Source organism: Paraburkholderia unamae, assembly GCF_003268775.1.
Lineage (GTDB): Bacteria > Pseudomonadota > Gammaproteobacteria > Burkholderiales > Burkholderiaceae > Paraburkholderia > Paraburkholderia unamae.
Genome location: NZ_QLSU01000020.1, coordinates 98,675 through 113,377, shown reverse-complemented (window position 1 = coordinate 113,377; position 14,703 = coordinate 98,675). Strand labels below are relative to the sequence as shown.

Annotated in this window: 14 protein-coding genes; 12 read left to right on the top strand and 2 right to left on the bottom strand. The window is 68.8% G+C overall.

Translation table 11 applies throughout. The features are described from left to right. Position 1: 1 nt before the first annotated feature. The 6 genes from C7401_RS28435 to C7401_RS28410 all read left to right on the top strand — a co-directional run bounded on the left by C7401_RS28435 (position 2) and on the right by C7401_RS28410 (position 6,883). A complete protein-coding gene (locus C7401_RS28435) occupies positions 2–466 on the top strand; it encodes a BCAL1086 family glycoprotein (RefSeq protein ID WP_112174756.1) in 465 nt (154 codons plus the stop codon). Positions 467–585: 119 nt separating this feature from the next. After that, a complete protein-coding gene (locus tag C7401_RS28430; protein ID WP_112174755.1) occupies positions 586–1,041 on the top strand; it encodes an Rrf2 family transcriptional regulator in 456 nt (151 codons plus the stop codon). Positions 1,042–1,147: 106 nt separating this feature from the next. Then, on the top strand, positions 1,148–1,792 hold the full coding sequence (locus tag C7401_RS28425; RefSeq protein WP_112174754.1) for an NAD(P)-dependent oxidoreductase: 645 nt from the start codon (positions 1,148–1,150) through the stop codon (positions 1,790–1,792). A gap of 285 nt (positions 1,793–2,077) precedes the next feature. After that, entirely contained in the window at positions 2,078–4,459 is a 2,382-nt protein-coding gene (locus C7401_RS28420; protein ID WP_373864464.1) for a mechanosensitive ion channel family protein, read from the top strand. Positions 4,460–4,580: 121 nt separating this feature from the next. Continuing rightward, on the top strand, positions 4,581–5,615 hold the full coding sequence (locus tag C7401_RS28415; protein WP_181565716.1) for an acrylyl-CoA reductase family protein: 1,035 nt from the start codon (positions 4,581–4,583) through the stop codon (positions 5,613–5,615). A gap of 26 nt (positions 5,616–5,641) precedes the next feature. Further along, positions 5,642–6,883 (top strand): acyl-CoA dehydrogenase family protein, encoded by a 1,242-nt coding sequence (locus C7401_RS28410; protein ID WP_112174752.1) that lies wholly within the window; start codon positions 5,642–5,644, stop codon positions 6,881–6,883. Between the two features lie 80 nt (positions 6,884–6,963). Here C7401_RS28410 and C7401_RS28405 read toward each other — a convergent pair whose 3' ends face one another. Next, on the bottom strand, positions 6,964–8,187 hold the full coding sequence (locus tag C7401_RS28405; RefSeq protein WP_112174751.1) for a CaiB/BaiF CoA transferase family protein: 1,224 nt from the start codon (positions 8,185–8,187) through the stop codon (positions 6,964–6,966). 177 nt (positions 8,188–8,364) lie between these two features. On the opposite strand from C7401_RS28405, the gene C7401_RS28400 reads away from it, so the two are divergent. Genes C7401_RS28400 through C7401_RS28385 form a run of 4 tightly spaced genes read left to right on the top strand, consistent with a single transcriptional unit; the run spans position 8,365 to position 13,123 of the window. Beyond that, positions 8,365–9,339, top strand: coding sequence for an IclR family transcriptional regulator (locus tag C7401_RS28400; protein WP_112174750.1), 975 nt, complete (start codon positions 8,365–8,367; stop codon positions 9,337–9,339). A gap of 42 nt (positions 9,340–9,381) precedes the next feature. After that, a complete protein-coding gene (locus C7401_RS28395; protein WP_112174749.1) occupies positions 9,382–10,572 on the top strand; it encodes an acyl-CoA dehydrogenase family protein in 1,191 nt (396 codons plus the stop codon). A gap of 31 nt (positions 10,573–10,603) precedes the next feature. After that, positions 10,604–11,704: an NAD(P)H-dependent flavin oxidoreductase gene (locus C7401_RS28390; protein WP_224038643.1), complete on the top strand. Its 1,101-nt coding sequence runs from the start codon at positions 10,604–10,606 to the stop codon at positions 11,702–11,704. Positions 11,705–11,758: 54 nt separating this feature from the next. Further along, the gene (locus C7401_RS28385) at positions 11,759–13,123 is read left to right on the top strand and encodes an MFS transporter (RefSeq protein WP_165842060.1); all 1,365 of its coding nucleotides are present in this window, start codon (positions 11,759–11,761) and stop codon (positions 13,121–13,123) included. A 27-nt stretch (positions 13,124–13,150) separates the two neighbouring features. On the opposite strand, the gene C7401_RS28380 is transcribed toward C7401_RS28385, so the two are convergent. Further along, the gene (locus tag C7401_RS28380) at positions 13,151–13,765 is read right to left on the bottom strand and encodes a cysteine dioxygenase family protein (protein ID WP_112174747.1); all 615 of its coding nucleotides are present in this window, start codon (positions 13,763–13,765) and stop codon (positions 13,151–13,153) included. 125 nt (positions 13,766–13,890) lie between these two features. Here C7401_RS28380 and C7401_RS28375 point away from each other — a divergent pair, with 125 nt between their 5' ends. Continuing rightward, positions 13,891–14,352 (top strand): Lrp/AsnC family transcriptional regulator, encoded by a 462-nt coding sequence (locus tag C7401_RS28375; RefSeq protein WP_112174746.1) that lies wholly within the window; start codon positions 13,891–13,893, stop codon positions 14,350–14,352. Between the two features lie 127 nt (positions 14,353–14,479). Beyond that, positions 14,480–14,692, top strand: coding sequence for a hypothetical protein (locus tag C7401_RS28370; protein WP_112174745.1), 213 nt, complete (start codon positions 14,480–14,482; stop codon positions 14,690–14,692). Positions 14,693–14,703: the final 11 nt, after the last annotated feature.

Sequence of the window (14,703 nt, the reverse complement as noted above, 5' to 3'; positions counted from 1 at the left end):
CATGTTTTTGAAGGTATCGACGACAAGGCTGGGTTTCGCGCCGCTTCTCGTGTGCGTGGCGCTCACGGCCGGCTGCAACAAGCAGGACGCTTCCGCACCCGACCTCGGCAAGCAGTCCGCCGACGCCGTGAAGCAGGCCACGCAGGCCGTCGCGAACCAGGCTGCGAGCCAGGCCGCGCAAACGCTCGACAAGGCGGCGAGCTTCGTGAACCAGCAACTCGGTGCGGCGCAGCAGAAGCTCGATTCGGCCGCCTCGCAGGGCCAGGCGGCGAGCGCGTCCACGGCCGAACTGGCTTCCGCGGCCCAGGGGCAACTGCACGGCGCCGCGAGCACGGCGCAGGCCTTGCTCGGGCAGGCCGCCGCGGCCACCGGTACGGGCCTCACGAGCGCCGGGCATTCGTTGCAGCGTTGGGCGAGCAACGCGGCGGCGGCCGCATCGGCGCCGGCTTCGGATGCTTCAAAGTAAGGCCGTGCCGGGGCGCGGCGCGTGTCCAGGCCCGATGGGTTGACGCTACGGATTAATGTAATTATCATGGTTACACTTTTTGGCGCGCTGGTGCGCCGCTCGAACGTGGCAGGTTCGTCGTGAATACGAGCAGCCGTTTCGCATTCGCGGTTCACGTGCTCGCGCTGCTGGCGCAGCGCGAGGGCGTGCCGCTGTCGTCGGAGATCATCGCGGGCAGCGTGAACACGAATCCCGCGCTCATCCGCCGTTTGCTGTCGATGCTTGCCAATGCGGGCCTGACCACATCGCAACTCGGCGCGGGCGGCGGGGCGCTGCTGGCGCGCGAACCGCAGGCGATCACGCTGCTCGATGCCTATCGGGCGGTGGACGACGCGCAGTTGTTCGCCATGCACCGCGAGGAGCCGAACCCGGCCTGCATGGTCGGGCGGCATATCCAGCAGACGCTGCGCGGGGTGATCGACGACGCACAGCGCGCGATGGAGGCGTCGCTCGCCACGCGCACGCTCGCCGACGTGGTCGACGACATGACGCGCAGCGAGCGCAAGCTGGAGCGCGCGCGGGCGCGGCGTGCATGAGCGGCGCGCGCCATCGGAAGATTCAACAGCGGGGCATCGCCCCGTTTTTTCGCCCCTTAAATGTAACTTAGTTGGTTACATAAACACGGAAGACAGGAGTCAGTCCATGAGCAAGACGCTGAAAATCGCCCTCTTTGGCGCAACGGGTATGGTCGGTTCGCGCATTGCGGCCGAAGCCGCACGGCGCGGTCACCAGGTGAGCGCGCTGGTGCGCCAGCCCGAGCGTGTGGCGGCTGCGCCCAACGTTCACGCGGCGAAGGCCGATTTGCTCGACGCCGCGAGCATTGGCGCTGCGGTGCAGGGCCACGACGTGGTCGCGAGCGCCTACGCGCCGCCGAAGGACAAGCTCGCCGACCTGCTGATCGCGAGCCGCGCGCTCGTGGAAGGCGTGCGCGCGGCGGGCCTCAAGCGCCTCGTGGTGGTGGGCGGCGCGGGTTCGCTCGAAGTGGCGCCTGGCAAGCAACTCGTCGACACGGAAGGCTTCCCCGACGCCTACAAGCCGATCGCCCTCGCGCACCGCGACGCGTTCGGCTACTACCGCACTGTGGCCGACATCGACTGGACCTTCTTCGCGCCGGCCGCGATCATCGCCCCCGGCGAGCGCACGGGCGCGTTCCGCACCGGCGCGGCCACGCTGATCGCCGACGCGAAGGGCGAAAGCCGCATTTCGGCCGAGGACTACGCGATCGCCTTCGTGGACGAACTGGAGCAGGGCCGCTTCATTCGCCAGATCGCCACCGTGGCTTACTGAGGCGCTAGTGAAGCGTTGGTCGGGCGGATTCATGGGCGGCCCGTCGAGGGACACGTTCACGCGCCAACACGACCGCTGACAAACTGTTACGCACGCGCGAGGCGTGCCCGGGCGGAGTGCGGCTAAACTGGAACGTCCTGTTTTAGCCCCTCCGCCATGAATCCCAGCATCGGACGCGATGGCGCGGGCGCCGGGCCGCCGTGCATGCGCGGCGAGCCGGCGGATCGTGCACGTGTTTCCCGCGCCGCGCCGGCGCGCCTTCTGCCCCTTTTCGTGCGCGCGCTCATGCTCCTCGCATGGCTCGCGGCGGGGCTGGGCGCGCCGATGACGGCCGCCGCGCAGGGCGCCACGGCGCCCGTGCTGCCGGTGCTCAAGAGCATCATTACTGGTGCGCCGGCGACGGCCTCGGGTGCGTCGGCGGCCGAAGCGGCATCGGCGCCGTCGCCGGCAAGCCAGGCCGAGTTCACGCGCTCGCTCGACAGCGTGATCGCGACGCTCGACAACGAGCGCCAGCGCACCGCGCTTCTCAACCAGCTCAAGAAACTGCGCAGCGCCTCGCAGAACGTCGCGCCCGCGCCCGCATCGGGCGTGGCGGGGACGTCGGGGCTGCTCGGCGCGATCGCCTCGGGCCTTGCCTCGATCGAAGCGGACGCGCGCCGCGGCCGCAGCCCTCTTCACTACTGGGCGGGGCGCTTCAGCGCGGCCGGCAACGAGCTTTACATGATTGCCTCGGGCGGTGAAGGGGAAAGCGTCGGCCGCATCGTATTCGACCTGATCGCCATGCTGGCGGGCTGGGGCGCATGCGCGGCGGCGCTGCGCTGGCTCGAGCGGCGCCTGCTCAGGCGCTTCGATGTCGAAACGGGACTGCGGCCCAATCCGCGCACCACCGACCTGCTCATCTTCGTCGTGCATCGCGCGGCGCCCTGGATCGTGGCGTTCGTCGGCGCGCTCGTGGTCGAGCGCTCGATGCCCGAGGCGCTCGGGCGCACGCTGGCGCTCGTGATCGCCTATGCGATCGTCGCGGGCGCGGTGTTCTCGTCGATCTGTCTCATCATGTTTTCGCTGTTCGGCTCGGGGCACCGCCGGGTGGCCGTGCACGTGCTGATCGTGCGCTCGCGGCGGCTGCTATTCGCCATCGGCGTGCTGGCCGCGCTCGGCGACGCGGCGACCAACTTCGAGGTCGCGCACCAACTGGGCGTGAACCTGGCCGCGCTGGTGAGCACGGCCGCGAACATGGCGGCCGCCGTGCTCACGGTCGTGTTCGCCGTCGGGTTCCGGCGGCCGGTCGCGCACCTTATCCGCAACCGCAGCTATACGCTGCGCCAAGGCCACAAGGCGCTCACCGAAGTCTTCGACGTGCTCGCCTCGCTCTGGCAACTGCCCATGCTGCTGCTCGCCGTCGCTTCGATCGTCGCGACGTTTGGCGGCATCGGCAGCCGCGACGACGTGTTGCAGATTTCCGTGGTCTCCGCGCTCCTGCTCGTGCTCGCGTTCTTCCTTTCGGCGGTCGTGCTGCGCATCACGCGTCCGGACCCCGCGCGCGTGCGGCGGCGCTCGCCGTATCTGCGGCGGCTGCTGCGCTTCGCGGGCACGCTGCTCGTGGTGTTCATCTGGTTCGCGTATTTCGAGTCGTGCGCGCGCCTGTGGGACATTTCGCTCGCGGCCATCATCGAAGCGAACGTGGCCGCGCGCGGCATCGCCCACGCCATCTTCGCGATCGTCACCACCGTGTTTCTCGCGTGGCTCGTGTGGATCGTGCTCGACACGGCGATACTCGAAGCGCTCAATCCGAGCGGCCCGCGCACCAAGGGCCGCGCGCCCAGCACGCGGGCGCGCACCATGCTGCCGCTCGTGCGCAATGCGGTGCTCGTGACGATTCTCACCATCACGGGCATCGTCACCGCCGCGAATCTCGGCATCAACGTGACGCCGCTGCTCGCGGGCGCGGGCGTGATCGGCCTGGCTATCGGCTTTGGCGCGCAGTCGCTCGTGGCCGACCTCATCACGGGCCTCTTCATCATCATCGAGGAGACCATTTCGGTGGGCGACTGGATCGACATCGACAACGGCCACGCGGGCACCGTGGAGCACCTGTCGATCCGCACCGTGCGGCTGCGCGACGGGCAGGGCGCCATTCACGCGATCCCGTTTTCGCAGATCAAGATCGTGAAGAACCTGTCGCGCGATTTCGCGTTCGCCGTGTTCGAGGTGCGCGTGCCGTTTTCGGTCGATCTCGACACGGTCACGCGCATGATTCGCGAGACGGGCGCGGAGCTGGTGGCCGACTTCCGTTACCGCCGCGAGATACTTGGGCCCGTGGAGGTGTGGGGGCTCGACCGGTTCGACCCGAACTGGATGGTCGTGAAAGGGCAGATCAAGACGCGGCCGTTGCAGCAATGGAGCGTGGCGCGCGCGTTCAACGCACGCCTGAAGCGCCACATGGACGAAGCCGGTATCGACATGCCGGTGCCGCAGATGCAGGTGCACATGTCGTCGCACAGCGGCGACGTCGCGGCGCGGCACGATGCAACCCATGGGCCGCAAGCGGCGCATGGCCAGGCGCGCGCGAGCGGCGACGCCTCTCACGAGCCGCGGCCTGCGCCGCCGCCGACCGCCGGACCCGAAGGCGCGCCACCACAGATTCCCACCGCAGGCGGACGCGGCTGAGCGCGCGGCCGGACCTTCGCCCTCCCGTTTTGCAGAGCGAAACAATCGCGGCATTCTGTTCGAGGCCGTAAAGGCCTGTGCGAACATGGCCGGCAAATATTCAATTGCCGGAGGCGAGGCCGTGACATCCCCCTTGCGCGCGATTCGCGTAGACAAGCTCGAAGCTGACGACGCCAATGACAACGCCAACGAGCGCGCGCAGGCGCGTGTAGGTGGCGTTCTCGTCGATCTCCCCCACGATGCGGACGCTGCGCCAGGTCCCGGCGAAGTCGTGATCCGCACCGTTCACAGCGCCGTCAACTACAAGGACGCGCTCGCCGTAACCGGGCGCGCGCCGATCATGCGGCGCTTGCCGTGCATCGCGGGCATCGAGGCGTACGGCACCGTGGAGCGTTCCGCAGATGTGCGCTTCCGTCCCGGCGACGCCGTCGCCGTGCACGGTTTCGGCATCGGCGTCGAGCATGACGGCGGCTTCGCGAGCCGCGTGCGCGCGAGCGCCGACTGGGTCATGCCGCTGCCCGACGGGCTCGATTTCTTCTGCGCCGCCACGCTGGGCGTGGCCGGCTTTACGGCCGCGCTCGCACTCCACCGCATGGAGCACAACGGGCTTACGCCGGGCGCGGGCCCCGTTGTCGTGACGGGCGCGACGGGCGGCGTGGCGAGCCTCGGCATCGCCATGCTCGCTGCGGCGGGTTACGAGGTCGTCGCCATCACGGGAAAAGCCGACGCCGCTGCGTGGCTGCAAGCCATCGGCGCTGCGACGGTGTTGCCGCGCAGCGCGATCGAGCCGCCAGGCAAGCCGCTGCGCTCCGCGCGTTGGGCCGGTGCGCTTGACTCGGTGGGCGGCGAGACGCTCGCGTGGCTCGCCTCGACCATGCGCGAGGGCGCGCCGATTGCCGCGTTCGGCAATGCGGGCGGCAATACCTTCGACGGCAGCGTGCTGCCCTTTATTCTGCGCGGCGTGCAACTGCTCGGCATCAACGCCAACCCGCCGATGCCGCTGCGCCGCGAGGTGTGGGCGCGCATGGCAGGCGTCTGGCGTCCGCGCGGGCTCGAACGCTTTGCCACCACGATTCGTCTGGAAGACGTGCCCGAACACTGCGAGCGTCAAGTGCGCGGACAAACGCGCGGCCGCGCGGTGATCCGTTTCGACTGAAATGCCGAACCCAAGGAGACAACCCGATGACTCGCCTCTTCAGCGAGCGCTTCCTGCACGCCCTGGAAGCGGACGAACTCGCCTTGCTCGAGACCACGCGCAGCCTATGCCGCGAGACGATCGGCCCGAATGCACAAGCCGTGGCGCGCGAGGACGTGTTTGCCGCCGACACGTTTGCGCTGCTCGTCGAGCATCGGATCATCGCGACGGCGTTTCCGCGCCGCTTCGGCGGCAGCGAGGCGCGTCAGCGTTTGCGCATCCGTCTGATCGAGGAGCTGGGCCGCGTATGCAGCGCGGCGGCTTCGCTCGTGACGGGCGCGGACTTGTCGTGCCGCGCGATCGTTGCGGGCGCATCCGACGCCGTGCAGGATCAGCTTTTGCCCGCGCTTTGCGAAGGCCGCATTCAAGCGGCGTTCGCGTTGACGGAGCCGGGCGCCGGGTCCGACGTGCGCGCGCTTGCGACGCGCGCCGAGCGCACGCGCGAGGGCTATCGCGTGAGCGGGCGCAAGAAGTTCATCACGCGCGCGAATGTCGCCGACTGGTACGTGGTCGTCGCGCGCTGCGTGGACGAAGGGGCGAGCGCAAGCGAGGACGATCCCTTCGTCGCGCTGCTCATTTCACGCGACGCGCCTGGCCTCACGGCGGGGCCGGCCGTGGACAAGCTCGGCTGGTTCGGTGTGCCGATCGCGGAACTGGCGTTCGATCGCGTGGCGGTGGACGCGCGCTGGCGTCTGGGCGCCGAAGGCGAGGGCTTCGCGCTCGCGCAGGATGCGCTGGTGCGCGCGCGCCTTGGCCACGCCTCGATGGCCCTTGGCCGCGCGATGGGCGCCGTGGAGATCGCCGCGGCCTATTGCTGCGAGCGCGACGTGTTCGGCAAGGCGCTCGGCGCGCATCAGGGCGTGCAGTGGATGCTCGCCGACGCCATCACGCAGATCGAAGCTTCGCGCGCGCTCGTGGATGCCGCAGCGGCGAGCTACGATCGCGGCGACGCCGATGCGGCCGTGCAGGCTTCGATGGCCAAGATGCACGCCACCGACCTCGGCATGAAGGTGTGCACCGACGCCTTGCAACTTACGGGCGGGCGCGGGTATCTGAAGGCGTTTCCGCTGGAGCGCTTCTTCCGCGATGCGAAGCTCAACCAGATCGGCGAGGGGTCGAGCGAAGTGCATCGCACGGTGATCGGGCGCGACGCCGTGAGACGGGCAGGCGAGGCGTCGATCGAGCGGCATCCATGCCTCGCGCCCGGCAAGCTCACCACGGACTACTAAGCGAATGAACCTCTGACGAAAGCTGCGCGCCGCTTTATTCGCGGCGCGCGGTTCACCTTCAGTTCGCCCTCAATTCACGCTCAAATCACCTTATCGCGCCGCAGTTGTTCGAGCGCCTGCTCGCCCAGCCCCAGCGCGCCGTACACCACCTCGTTATGCTCACCGAGCGCGGGCCCGCTGCGCGGCACGGCGGCGGGCCGTCCCTTCACGCGCGGCACCACGCAGGGCGCGGGCACCGAGCCCAGGTCGGGATCGGGCAGGCGGATGATCGTTTCGCGCGCGATGAAATGCGGATCGGCGGCGATGTCGTCGATCGTGTAGATCTTCGTGTGCGGCACGCCGGCTTCGGTGAGGCGCGCGGTGAGCCGCGCGAACGGCAGCGCGGCGAAGGCGCTTTCGAGCAGCGCGTCGAGCGCCTGCGCGTTGGCCACGCGGTTCACGTTGTCGGCGAAACGCGGGTCGTCGGGCACGTCGTTGTGTTCGAGCGCCGCGCACAGCCGCCGGAAGATCGGTTGCGACGAGGCGACGAGCGAGAACATCACGCCGTCGGCGCTGCGATACATGTTCGACGGTGCGGTGTAGGTCGCGCGGTTGCCGTGATGGCCGCGCACGAGCCCGAGCTGTTCGCGCTCCACCGCGAGCGGCTCCAGCATGCGAAAGAGCGCTTCGGTTGCCGAAAGATCGATCTCCACGCCGCGCGCATCCGGGTCCGAGCGCATGCGCACCATCTCGGCCGCGATCGAGAACGCGGCGAACAGGCCCGCCACCGTGTCGCCCATCGGAAAGTTCATGTGCAGCGGCGCGCCGTTCGGCTCGCCGGTGAGCTGCGTGAGGCCGCTCATCGCCTCGAAGATGCGCGCGAAGCCGCCGCGCTGGCGGTACGGGCCGGTCTGCCCGAAACCCGTGAGCCGCAGCACGACGAGGCGCGGATTCACCGCGTGCAGCGTGTCGAAATCGAGCCCCCATTCCTCCAGCTTGCCCGCGCGAAAGTTCTCGACGAGCACGTCGGCCTGCGCCGCGAGCCGCAGCAGCAGTGCGCGGCCCTCGGCCTTGCGCACGTCGAGCGTGATGCCGCGCTTGCCGCGGTTCGTCACCTTCCAGTAGAGCGAAAGATCGTCCTTCACGGGTTGCAGCTTGCGCAGCGCGTCGCTGCCGTCGGGCAACTCGATCTTCGTCACCTCGGCGCCGAGATCGGCGCATAGCGTCGCGCCGAACGGGCCGGCCACCACGGTGGACAGGTCGAGAATGCGCACGCCCGCGAGCGGGCCGGCCGGCGGAGTGTCGGTGAGGGGGGGCGTGACCATCGTGTCTCCTCGTGCCAGAAGAAGTTTGTCTGCCAGCAACAGTAGGCGAGAGCGGCGTCCAGGCTCAACTGGCGTACCGCAGAGCGAAACACTATGCTGATTTTCTTGACCACCCAAAGGCGTTTATCGACCATGAGTTCGTCCATTCCCAAAAGGCCTCGACGCCCAGCCACGCAGATGCAAACGCCCACTTCATCCGTCACCGGGAAAAGCGCCGCGCGTACTGGCGCGGCGCGGCGCGGGGCAACCGATGCCGCCGACGCCACGCAAGGCGTGGAGCGGGCGCGCGCCGGGCGCATCGGCGAGCCGCTTTTGCCCGCGCCGCCCGACGCCGATTCGACCGACCGCCAGTTCGCCATCAACCTCGCGCGCGGCTTGCAGGTCCTGCGCGCGTTCACGCCAGCCGAGCCGATGCTCGGCAACCGCGAACTGGCCGACCGCACCGGGCTGCCCAAGGCCACCATCTCGCGGCTCACCTACACGCTGACGCTGCTCGGCTACCTGAACCGCAGCGAGAAGTACCAGCGCTACCGGCTTGGCGCGGGCGTGCTCACGCTCGGCTATCCGATGCTCGCCGCCATGCAGATCCGCCAGATCGCGCGGCCCTACATGGAGAAGCTCGCACGCGAAACGCGCTGCTCCGTGAATCTCGGCATGCGCGACCGGCTCAACGTGGTTTATGTCGATACCTGCCGGCCGGGACGCGACAACAGCGCGCAGCCCGACATCGGCAGCACGCGGCCGCTGCTCGCCACCTCGATCGGGCGTGCGCTGCTGATCGGCGAGAGCGCGAAGGAGCGCCAGGCCGTGCTGAACCGGCTGCGCCTGAACGACCCCGAGCGCTACGCCGCCGACCTGCCGCTCTGGGAAGCCGACTGCGCCGCCTTCGCCGGGCGCGGCTTCACGCTGAGCCGCGGCGACTGGATCCGCGACATCCACGCCATCGCGGTGCCGGTGCGCCAGCCGCCCGACGAGGAGCGTATCGCGCTGAACTGCACGATCGTGAGCCGCCGTCTCGCCGACGACTGGATCGAGCGCACGGTCGCGCCGCTCTTGCTCGAAGCGGCGCTGCGCATCGAGCGCGCGTGCGGCATGACCGAGGTGAGCGACATGAGCGACATGCACGACGCGAGCCCGGCGGCGGGGCCCTGATAACCCACAGAAACAACCGAAGCAACAGAAACTGGAGAAACCATGATTCGCGACGCCGCACGCCTTAACCGCCTGCTCACCCAGCTCTACCGTTTTGTGCAGGACGAGTGCATTCCGCTCGAAGCGGAAATCGACCGCACCGACGTGCTGCCCGAGCCGCTCGTCGCGCGCATGCGCGAGCTGGGCCTGTTCGGCCACAGCATTCCCGAGGCTTACGGCGGCGCGGGCCTCACGACCGAGGAACTGGCGTGCGTGAACATGGTGGTCTCGCAGGCCGCGCCGACCTTCCGCGCGCGCTTTGGCGGCAACACGGGCATTGGCTCGGAGGCGCTGATCGCGGACGGCACCGAAGAACAAAAGCGCCGCTACCTGCCGCGCCTCGCGAGCGGCGAGATCACGGGCTGCTTCGCGCTGACCGAGCCCGCAGCGGGTTCCGACGCGACGGCGCTCACCACCACCGCGCGCCGCGAAGGCGACCACTACGTGCTGGACGGCAGCAAGCGCTACATCACGAATGCGCCGATCGCCGACCTGTTCACCGTGTTCGCGCGCACCGACCCGAACGATCCGGGCGCGAGCGGCGTATCGGCCTTCCTGATCGAGCGCGGCACGCCGGGGCTCTCCACGTCGAGCGCGTATCGCATGATGGGGCAGCGTGGTTCGCCGGTGGGCGAGGTGCATCTGCAAGGCTGCCGGGTGAGCGCGTCCGCGCTGCTTGGCGGCGAGCCGGGACGCGGCTTCAGGAGCGCGATGAAGGCGCTCAACAAGCAGCGCATCAATCTCGCGGGGCTGTGCGTGGGCCCGGCGATCCGTCTGCTCGACGAGATGCTGGCGCGCGCGAAATCGCGCGAGCAGTTCGGCAAGGCCATCGCCGAGTTCCAGCTCATGCAGCAATTGATCGCGCAGAGCAATACCGACATTCATGCGGCGCGCGCGCTCGTGCTGGAGACGGCGCGTGCCCGCGACCGCGGCGAGGACGTGACGATGTCCGCCTCGATGTGCAAGCTCTTTGCTTCGGAAATGTGCGGACGGGTGGCCGATCGCGCGGTGCAGGTCTATGGCGGTGGCGGTTATATCGCCGACAACCCCGTGGAGCGCCTCTATCGCGATGTGCGCTTGTTCCGCCTCTACGAGGGCACCACGCAGATCCACGAACTGAATATCGCGAAGCTCACGTTGCGCGCGCCGCTGCACGACGCGCGCCATCACCAGTTGCACCAGAGCGCCGAGTAAGCGCGCAACGAGCGAGACCCCAGGAGACCTCATGATGCAGCTCGGCCCCACTGCCATTTGCCGCGAGCTCGGCGTGCGCTACCCGATCTTCGGCTTTTCGCATGCGCCCGACGTGATCGTGGCGCTTGCCGAGGCGGGCGGCTTCGGCGTGCTCGGTCTCGCGCGCGAGATGCCCGAGGACATCGCGCCGATCATCGCCGCGATCGAAAAGCGGCTCGCGGGCAAGCCGTACGGCATCGACCTCATGCTGCCCGCCGGTGTGCCGCGGCATGCCGACATCGGCGGCGTGCGCGAGGCGCTGCCGGCGGGGCACGTCGAATTCGTCGAAGGATTGCGCGAGCGCTTCGGTCTTGCCGCGCCCACGCGCCCGAGTTTCTTTACGACCCAGGTGCGCAGCGAGGCCCTGTTCGACGCGCAGAGCGAAGCCGTGCTCGCCTCGAACGCGCGCGCCGTGGCAACGGCGATCGGCATTCGTCCCGAGCTGATCGCGCGCGCGAAAGCCGCGGGCAAGTACACGATCTCGCTCGTCGGCTCGCCGCGCCACGCGCACAAGGCGCTCGCGCTCGGCGTCGATGCGCTCGTGGCCCAGGGCGCGGACGCGGGCGGTCATACCGGGCCGATCGGCACCTTCTCGCTCGTGCCGCAGATCGTCGCGGCGGCGGCCGGGCGGCCCGTGCTGGCGGCGGGCGGCATCGGCACCGGCGCGCAGGTGGCGGCCTCGCTCGCCATGGGCGCGCAGGGCGCGTGGCTCGGCACGCTGTGGCTGGGCGCGGCCGAGAACCATACGCCGCCCGCGCTGCTGCAAAAACTCGTCGAGGCGAACAGCGACGACACGCTCGTCACGCGCGCGCACAGCGGCAAGCCGTGCCGCGTGGTGCGCAGCGCGTGGATCGACGCATGGCAGGCGAGCGGCGCGCCCGCGCCGCTGCCCATGCCGCAGCAGCAGGCGCTCACGGGCGCCGACTTCAGCGCGATGCACGAGTACGACCGCGCGGATCTGATTTACGAGGCGGCGGGGCAGAGCGTCTTCGCGATCGATGCGCCCACAACCGTCGCGGCGCAGATGGCGACACTCGTGGCGCAGGCGAACGCGGCGCTGGCCGCGCTCGAAACGACGCTGTCCGCGCGGTAGACAGGCAAGCCCGCAGACGCAAACCAACGAACACAAAACGACATGGAGACGACAATGGATGCAAAGGCAGCAAGCGGATCGATACGCGCGTGGCTGATCGTAGCCATGCTGTTTCTGTTCATGGTGATCAACTTCGCCGACAAGGCCGTGTTCGGCCTCGCGGCCGTGCCGATGATGCGCGACCTGAACCTGAGCCCGCGCGAGTTCGGGCTGGTGGGCAGCAGCTTCTTTCTGCTGTTCTCGCTCTCGGGCATCGGCTTTGGCTTCGTCGCCAACCGCGTGCAGAGCAAGTGGCTGCTCGTGCTGCTCGCGGTGATCTGGAGCGCGGTCCAGTTTCCGCTCGTCGCGGCGAGCGTGACCTTGCCGGTGCTCATCGCCTCGCGCGTGCTGCTCGGCCTGGGCGAAGGGCCCGCGTTCCCGCTCGCGCAGCACGCCTGCTACAAGTGGTTCGACAACGCGCGGCGCAACGTGCCGAACACCATCGTGCAGCAGGGCGCGAGCGCGGGCCTCATGCTCGCCGGGCCGATCCTCTCGTACCTCATCGTGCGCTACGACTGGCACATGGCGTTTCTCGCGCTGGGCATCGTCGGCCTCGTGTGGACGGCGCTGTGGCTCGTGATCGGGCGCGACGGGCCGGTGGGCGCGGCAAGCCATGCGGCGGGCGTGCCTCATGACGGCGCGGGCGAAATCATCGCCTATCGCCACCTGCTGCTCAACCGGACGTTCATGGGCGTGCTGTTCATCTATTTCGTGGAGTACGCGGTCATTTCGCTCGCGTTCACGTGGTTCCCCGTATATCTGCGCCTCGGCCTGGGCTTTGCGCCCATCGTGACGGGCTGGCTCTTCTCGACCATCGTCGGTTCGTTCATTCCGGTCACGCTGTTGCTTGCGTGGGTCTCGCAGCGGCTCATTCGCAAGGGCGTGAGTTCGCGTCTTGCGCGCGGCGTGTTGGTGAGCGGGTTCGCCATGCTCGGCGGCGTACTCTTTCTCGCGACGTCGAGCGGCCTCAGCCCCGCGCTCAAGGTCGCTTGCCTCGCGATTGGCGGCGCGCTGAGCCAGCTCGTGTTTTCGTTCGGACCGCTGATGATCAGCGACATCGTCTCCGTGAGGCAGCGCGGCGCGCTGCTCGGCATCAACAGCTCGATCGGCACGCTGGCCGGCCTGATCGCCCCCGCGCTGATGGGCGGCATCGTGCAGGCCAATCAGGGCAACCCGGCGCTCGGCTACGAGCACGGTTTCATCGTGGTGGGGGCGTTGCTGCTCGTGAGCGGGGCGCTCGGCCTCGTGCTGCTGAACCCGGAGCAATCGCGCCAGCGCATTCTCGACGCAGCCCGGCGAGACGCGGCGCAGGCTTCGGTGGACGAAGGCGCCCAGCAGCGGGCTATCGCGTCTTCGATGGATCTCGGGCGGCAGCGCTGACCCGTGGCGCGCGTGCCGCGATGTCTTTCAGCGCGCCGCCGCTTCGGCGCCTTCCTGCGCGAGCGGCAGCACGTCGTTGACGTGCGTGGAGATGCGCTCGCCCGGCACGCCGTAGATGTGCAGCGACACGGCCTCCTTGTCGCTGCCGTTGGCGAGCCGGTGGATATTCGCGCGCCCGGGTCCGCCGAAGGCCACCGCGCCGCCCGCGCGCGCATGCGAGCGTACGACGCTCGCGCCCTGGCGCGTTTCGTCCCAGGCGTAGAGCGTTTCGGTCAGCGTGCCGTCGAGCACGGCGTAACCACACCAGGTGTGATGCGCGTGGATCGGGCTGGCGTTGCCCGGTTGCCAGACGAGCGCGGCGACCGTGTAGCGGCCGCGGCTGTCGGTGGCGATCAGATGGCGCCGGTAGGTGTCGGCGGCGCCTTCGCGTTGGGCGGGCGTGACGAGCGCCGGGTCGGCGAGGGCGTGCGCGAGCGCTTCACGCACGCCGCGCGCGAAGCGGGCGCAGCGCGACGGGGCGTGCGGCGTTGAGCAGGCTTCGAAGGCAGCGTCGAGCGCGGCGCACAGGCGCGCAACGGCCGCGGCATGTTGCTCCGCCGTATGGACGGCGGCGAGCAGGGCGAGTTCGGCGGGGGCGTTCATGGCGTTTTCTTCTCCCGGTTTGCATAGAAGAATTTATAGCTGTTCGCACCGAGAAAGTGTTTTCATATTCTTTTCCCGTTTTCGCTTCGTGTAGAATAAATTTCTACACATCGGGGAATGCGAAAATGGATCTCATCGACAGAAAGCTGGTGGAGCTGCTGCAACAGGACGCAACCATGCCGGTGGCCGAATTGGCGCAGCGCGTCAATCTCTCGCAAACGCCGTGCTGGAAGCGCGTGCAGCGCCTGAAGGAGACCGGCGTGATCCGCGCGCAGGTCGCGCTGTGCGACGCGCGTAAGCTGGGCGTGGGGATGACGGTGTTCGTCGCGGTGCGCACGAACCAGCACACCGAGGCGTGGGCGCAGACCTTCACGCGCGCGGTGCAGGACATTCCCGAGATCGTGGAGGCGTATCGCATGAGCGGCGAGACCGACTACCTGCTGCGGGTTGTCGTCTCCGATATCGACGACTACGACCGCGTCTACAAGCAACTGATTCGCACCGTGCCGCTCTTCGACGTGAGTTCGAGCTTCGCCATGGAGCAGCTCAAGTATTCGACGGCGCTGCCGGTGCGTAGTGGTGCATAGGTGGGTAAGCACCCAGGCGCACCGGTTGCATGGCCACGCGGCCGACCGGGGCGCAAGCCGTCTGCAAGGCGTCGCGGCGTAGAATGCCCGTTCCTCTTACCTCTTTCTTCGAGGCTGGGCACGACCGATGAATGAACCGCGCAAGAAGAGCCCCACGTTTGGCGTCGCCGTGCTGATTGTCGTGGTGGTGCTGTTCGTGATCGGCACGGTCCTGTTCAACGCGTTGAAGAGCAAGCGGGAATACGAGGAGACGGTTGGCGCGAGCGCAGGCAATGCTGCGGCGAGCGCCACCGCGACCGCAAGCACTGCCGCTTCGCAGGCCGGCAACGCCACGCAGTGACGCGGCGCAAT